Genomic DNA, 6,779 nt, shown 5'->3' with positions numbered 1-6,779 from the left:
TCACCCCCCTGCGGACCCCCGTCGGCCTCAGGGCTCTGACCTCCACCCCCACCGGGCCCGTCCGGCCCAGGATCGGGATCAGGATCCTCATCCCCACCGGACCCCTGCCCCGGCTCCTGACCGGCGAACTCCTCCAGCGTCTCGTCGAGCTTGTTCTCGTCAAGTCCGGGCGCGTCAAAGGGATTCCGCCTCCGCCGATGAGGAAGAGCAAGCAAGGCGGCCTGCCGCACATCCTCCGCGAGCACGTCGGTACGCCCGTCCCAGGCGGCCAGCGCGACCGCCGTCCGCGCCATCACGATGTCGGCGCGCATCCCGTCCACCTCGAACGCGGCACAGGTCGCGGCGATCTGCCGCAACGCCCCGTCGCCCAGCCGCACGGACGGCAACAGCTCCCGCGCGGCGACGATCCGGGCCCGTACGGCGGACTCCTCATCGGCCCACCGAGCGACGAACCCGGCGGGATCGTCGTCGTACGCCAGCCGCCGCCGCACGACCTCGACCCGCTGATCGGGCTCCCGCGAGGCCGCGACCTCGACGGTGAGCCCGAACCGGTCGAGCAACTGCGGCCGCAGCTCACCCTCTTCGGGATTCATGGTCCCCACGAGCAGGAACTTCGCCGCATGCCGTACGGAGACACCCTCGCGTTCGACGTACGAGGCACCCATGGCGGCGGCGTCGAGCAGCAGGTCGACCAGGTGGTCGTGCAGCAGATTGACCTCGTCGACGTACAGAATCCCGCGATGCGCATCGGCAAGGAGCCCCGGCTCGAAAGCCTTCACGCCCTCCGCGAGCGCCCGCTCGATGTCGAGCGCCCCGACAAGCCGGTCCTCGGAGGCACCGACGGGCAGCTCGACCATCCGGGCGGCCCGGAACTCATGGGCCCCGGCCTCGTGCGGCCCATCGGGACAGGCCGGATCGGGCCGCCCGGGATCACACGAGAACCGGCACCCGGAGACGACGTCGACCTCGGGCAGCAGCACCGAAAGGGCGCGTACGGCAGTGGACTTGGCGGTGCCTTTCTCGCCACGCACCAGCACACCGCCCACCGCAGGGGAGACGGCGTTCAGCAGCAGCGCGAGCCGCAGATCGTCCTGGCCGACGACGGCCGTGAACGGAAACGGAGTATTGGCACTCACTTGTCGTCGCCCTCCAGATCGCCTTCGAGCTCAAGGTAGGTCGCGCGCAGCCGCTCGATCGTGTCGGCGTCCGGCTCGGCCCACAGCCCACGGTCTGCGGCCTCCAGCAGGCGTTCCGTGATCCCACGCAACGCCCAGGGGTTGGACTTCGTCATGAAGTCCCGGTTCTCAGGGTCGAAGACGTACTCCGCCGACAGCTTCTCGTACATCCAGTCGTCCACGACCCCGGCCGTGGCGTCGTACCCGAACAGATAGTCCACGGTCGCGGCCATCTCGAACGCGCCCTTGTACCCGTGCCGCCGCATCGCCGCCATCCAGCGCGGGTTGACCACCCGCGCCCGGAACACCCGGTGGGTCTCCTCGCCCAGCGTCCGGGTCTTCACCTGGTCCGGAGTCGCCGAATCCCCGACGTACGCCTCGGGGCTCGCCCCCGTCAGATGCCGGACCATCGCGACCATGCCGCCGTGGTACTGGAAGTAGTCGTCGGCGTCGACCAGGTCATGCTCGCGCGTGTCGACGTTCTTCGCCGCCACAGCGATCCGCCGGAACGCGGTCTCCATGTCCCCACGCGCCGCGCGCCCATCGAGCCCGCGCCCGTACGCGTAACCGCCCCACACCGCGTACACCTCGGCGAGGTCGGCATCGCTGCGCCAGTTCCGCGCATCGATCAACGGCAGCAACCCAGCCCCGTAAGCCCCAGGCTTGGACCCGAAGATACGGGCCGTGGCCCGCCGCCGGTCCCCATGCTCCGCCGCATCGGCATCCACATGCGCCCGCACATAGTTGGACTCGGCCGGCTCCTCCAGCTCCGCGACCGCCCGCACCGCGTCGTCGATCAGCCCCACCACGTGCGGGAACGCGTCCCGGAAGAACCCGGAGATACGGACGGTGACGTCGATACGAGGCCGCCCGAGCTCCGCCACCGGCACCACCTCGAACCCGGTCACCCGCCTCGACGCGTCGTCCCAGACGGGACGGCAGCCGAGCAGCGCGAGGATCTCGGCGATGTCGTCGCCCTGCGTCCGCATGGCCGACGTACCCCAGACCGTCAGGCCGACGGACTTCGGGTACTCGCCGTTGTCGGTCAGATAGCGCTGCACGAGCGAGTCGGCGAGCGCCTGTCCGACCTCCCAACTCAGCCTGGACGGAATGGCCTTGGGGTCGACGGAGTAGAAGTTGCGACCGGTCGGCAGGACGTTGACCAGTCCGCGCGTGGGCGAGCCGGAAGGTCCCGCCGGGACGTATCCGCCGTCAAGTGCCTTGAGGATGTGGGTGATCTCGTCCGTCGTACGGGCCAGCCTCGGCACCACCTCACGGCACGCGAACTCCAACACCGCGACAGCGTCCGGAAGTTCGAGCCCCAGCACGTCCCGCACCAGACCGGGAACAGCCGAAGCCTCCCACGCCCGTTCCTCCATGCCCTCCGCGAGCCGTCGGCACAGCTGCTCCAGCAGGTCGATCGCGTCGGCGGCCGACCGCGAGGGCCCGTCCACCAGATCCGTCAGCTCGACCGGCAGCTTAACCGGAGCCCCGGGCTCGGCCAGCAACTCCTTCTCCACCAGCCCGAATTGAGCGGCGAGCGCAGCCCGCAACCCCGGCAGCGCGTTCGCCGTGCCGCCCCACACCTGCGAGGCGCGCAGCACGGCCAGGACGAGGTTCACGCGCGGTTCGGCCTCCGGGCCGCCGCCGAGGATGTGCAGCCCGTCGCGGATCTGCACGTCCTTGATCTCGCACAGATAGCCGTCGATGTGCATGACGAACTCGTCGAACGCGTCGTCGTCCGGCTGGTCGTCCACATGCAGGTCGTGATGCAGCTCGGCCGCCTTGACCAGCGTCCAGATCTGGGCGCGCACGGCGGGCGCCTTCGTCGGGTCCAGGTCGGAGACGAGCGCGTACTCGTCGAGGAGCTGCTCCAGCTTCGCCAGGTCGCCGTACGTGTCCGCGCGCGCCATCGGCGGTACGAGGTGGTCGACGACCGTGGCGTGGCCGCGCCGCTTGGCCTGGGTGCCCTCGCCGGGGTCGTTGACGATGAAGGGGTAGACGAGGGGGAGTTCACCGAGCACGGCGTCCGGCCCGCAGCCCTTGCTCAGACCGAGTCCCTTGCCGGGCAGCCATTCCATGGTGCCGTGCTTGCCCATGTGGACGACGGCGTCGGCACCGAAGGAATTCTCCAGCCACCGGTACGCCGCCATGTAGTGGTGGGAGGGCGGCATGTCGGGGTCGTGGTAGATCGCGATCGGGTTCTCCCCGAAGCCGCGCGGCGGCTGGATCATCACGACGACGTTCCCGAACTGGAGGGAGGCCAGCACGATGTCGTCCCCGTCGACGTACAGGGAGCCGGGCGGCTCGCCCCACGCCTCCAGCATCCCGTCCGGCAGCTCACCGTCCAGCTTGTCGAACCACGCCTGATAGTCGGCGAGCGGCACGCGCGCGGGCGCGGCGGCCAACTGGTCCTCCGTCAGCCATTCGACGTCGTGACCGCCGGCCTCGATGAGCCGGTGGATCAACTCGTCCCCGTTGTCGGGGTATTCGGTGAGCGAGTACCCGGCGTCGCGCAGCGCGTCCAGTACCCGTACCGCCGACGCGGGCGTGTCCAGGCCCACCGCGTTGCCGACGCGCGAGTGCTTGGTCGGGTAGGCGGTGAAGACGAGCGCGAGCTTCTTCTCGGCGTTCGGCTTGTGCTTCAACCGGGCGTGCCGCACGGCGATTCCGGCGACGCGGGCGGCCCGCTCGGGGTCGGCGACGTACACCGGTACGCCGTCGGGGCCGTCCTCCTTGAAGGAGAACGGGACGGTGATGAGCCGGCCGTCGAACTCGGGGATCGCGACCTGCATCGCCGCGTCCATCGGGGAGAGGGCGGCGTCGGACCCGTCCCACGTGGCCTTGGACGACGTAAGGCAAAGCCCTTGCAGCACAGGCACGTCGAGGTCGGCGAGGGCGCCGATGTCCCAGGCCTCCTCGTCACCGCCGGCCGAGGCATCCGAGGCGTGCGTACCGCCCGCTGCGAGGACGGTGGCGATCAGGGCGTCGGCGCCGGCGAGCAGCTCGTACAGGCCCGCGTCGGCGCCGCGCAGTGAACCGCAGTACACGGGAAGGGCGTTGACGCCCCGCGCCTCGATCGCCTCGCACAGCGTGTCGACGAACCCGGTGTTGCCGCTCAGCTCATGGGCCCGGTAGAAGAGCACCCCGACCGTCGGACGGCCGCTCTCCCGCGCGTACGAGCCGTGGACCCCGTACTCGGGCATCTTCTGCGGTTCGTCGAAGCCCTCACCGGTGAGCAGCACGGTGTCGGACAGGAACCGTGCCATCTCCACGAGGTTGGCGGGCCCGCCCTCGACGAGATACCGCAGCGCCTCCGCGACGACCCCGGCAGGCACCGAAGACTCGGCCATCAACTCGGCGTCGGGCACGGCCTCGCCGCCGAGCAGCACGGTCGGCACACCGGACGTCTTCAGATAGGCGAGCCCGTCCTCCCAGGCACGCTTCCCGCCCAGCAGCCGTACGACGGCGACGTCCGCGCCCTCGACGAGCGCGGGCAGTTCCTCCGCGACGTCCACGCGGGTCGGATTGCCGATCCGGTACGAGGCACCGGTGGCGGCCCGGGCCGCCAGCAGGTCCGTGTCGGCGGTCGACAACAACAACACTGTGCTCATGCGGGCGCTCCCGGTGGAATGAAAGGCAGTCCTTGCGGCGCGCCCGACTCGATGAGTCGCCAGAGCGCGTCCGTGTCCGCGTGCTGTTCGATGAGATCGCCGAGCAGGTCGAGCTGTTCCTCGCGCAGCCCGGCGAAGGAGGTGTCGGCGGCCGGCACGAAGCGGCGGCCCGCGGCGGCGGCCACCTCGCGCAGGAACGCCCGCCGGAATCCGTCGGATTCGAGCGAGCCGTGCCAGTGCGTACCCCAGACGCTGCCGACCCGGCAGCCGTCCAGGAAGGGTTCCCCGCCCAGGACCTCGGCGACCCCGTGATGGATCTCGTACCCCTCGACGTCCTCGCCGAGGGCGGTGCCGACGGGCCGGGTGAGGGTCTTCTCGCGGGCGAACCGTACCCGGACGGGAAGTACTCCGAGCCCGTCCACATGGCCCTGGCGGCTCTCGACGTCGTCCTCGATGTGCTCGCCGAGCACCTGGAAGCCGCCGCAGATGCCGAGCAAGGGCCGTCCCTCGGCGGCGCGGCGGACAACGGCGTCCGCCAAGCCCCGCTCCCGCAGCCAGGCCAGGGCGCGCACGGTGCCACGCGTCCCCGGAACGACGACGAGATCGGCGTCGGCCAGCTCCTCCGGCCGGTCCACGAACCGCACCACGACGCCCGGTTCGGCGGCGAGCGCGTCGACGTCGGTGAAGTTGGACATCAGCGGGACCGCGCACACGGCGACCCGCAGCACGTCCTCCCCGACGGGTGGCGCGACGTTCGACTCCCGGACGGTGCCCCGCAGAGAAACCCGCAGCCCGTCCTCCTCGTCGATGCCGAGCCCATGCCGGAAGGGCAGTACGCCGAAGGTCGGACGACCGGTGATCCCGAGCAGCATGTCCAGCCCGGGTTCGAGGAGGGAGACATCGCCCCGGAACTTGTTGACGAGGAACCCGGCGACGAGGGCCTGGTCCTCGGGGGACAGCAGGGCGACCGTCCCGAAGAAGGAGGCGAAGACGCCCCCTCGGTCGATGTCCCCGACGACAACGACAGGAAGCCGCGCATTGCGCGCGATGCCCATGTTGACGATGTCGGTCCGCCTGAGGTTGATCTCGGCCGGGCTCCCGGCCCCCTCACAGATCACCGCGTCATACGTGCCCCGCAGTTCGGCGAGGCACTCCAGCACGGTCGCGAGAAGTTGCTCCCGCCGCCCGCCGTGGTACCCACGAGCGCTCATCTCCCCGACCGGCTTCCCCATGAGCACGACCTGGCTGCTCTGGTCGCTGCCCGGCTTCAGCAGTACGGGATTCATCAGCGCGGTGGGCTCCACCCGGCAGGCCTGCGCCTGCATGGCCTGCGCCCGCCCGATCTCGGCACCCTCACGGGTGACGAACGAATTGAGGGACATGTTCTGCGCCTTGAACGGCGCGACCTTGACCCCCTGCCGCACCAGCCACCGGCAGATCCCGGCGGTGACCACACTCTTCCCGGCGTCGGAGGTGGTCCCGGCGACCAGCAGCCCACCACCGAGGTTCCCCCCACTCATGACCTGCGCCCCTTCAATACGAGCCGTGCGGCGACACTGACCCCGAGGGCCAGCCAGGTGACGCGCCGCGACAGCCGTACGGCCCGTTCGACATCGGGCACGCCGACGGCCCGCCCGGACTCCCCGTTGAGCACGGGCCGATGCTCGACCCGCCCCCCGTACGACAGCGTCCCGCCGAGCCGGACCCCCAACGCCCCCGCGAACGAGGCCTCGACGGGCCCGGCGTTGGGACTGGGATGGCGCCAGGCATCGGCACGCCAGGCCCGTACGGCCCCGCGTGGATCGCCACCGGCCACAGCCGCGAGTACGGCGGTCAGCCGCGCCCCCGGCCACCCGGCGAGGTCGTCGAGCCGAGCGGAGGCCCACCCGTACCGGCGGTACCGGGCGGACTTGTGCCCGACCATGGCATCAAGCGTGTTGACGGCCCGAAACCCGACCAGCCCCGGCACCCCGCCCACCGCGCCCCACAC

General features: G+C 70.9%; 4 protein-coding genes. All 4 read right to left on the bottom strand.

The window, feature by feature from the left end; all coding sequences use genetic code 11:
- Positions 1-1,136: magnesium chelatase ATPase subunit I (locus AOK08_RS27445; RefSeq protein ID WP_157876818.1), on the bottom strand; the 1,136-nt coding region annotated here is incomplete at its 3' end.
- Positions 1,133-4,789, bottom strand: coding sequence for a cobaltochelatase subunit CobN (cobN, locus tag AOK08_RS27440; protein WP_055530950.1), 3,657 nt, complete (start codon positions 4,787-4,789; stop codon positions 1,133-1,135). The genes AOK08_RS27445 and cobN, both read right to left, overlap by 4 nt.
- On the bottom strand, positions 4,786-6,309 hold the full coding sequence (locus tag AOK08_RS27435; protein WP_055530948.1) for a cobyric acid synthase: 1,524 nt from the start codon (positions 6,307-6,309) through the stop codon (positions 4,786-4,788). The genes cobN and AOK08_RS27435 overlap by 4 nt, the downstream gene beginning before the upstream one ends.
- Positions 6,306-6,779: cobalamin biosynthesis protein (locus AOK08_RS27430; RefSeq protein ID WP_198539411.1), on the bottom strand; the 474-nt coding region annotated here is incomplete at its 5' end. The genes AOK08_RS27435 and AOK08_RS27430, both read right to left, overlap by 4 nt.

It is taken from the genome of Streptomyces graminilatus (genome assembly GCF_001418565.1).
In the GTDB taxonomy this organism is placed as follows: Bacteria; Actinomycetota; Actinomycetes; order Streptomycetales; family Streptomycetaceae; genus Streptomyces; species Streptomyces graminilatus.
The sequence above is the reverse complement of the archived record's forward strand: the minus strand, read 5'-3'. Positions and strand labels throughout refer to the sequence as shown.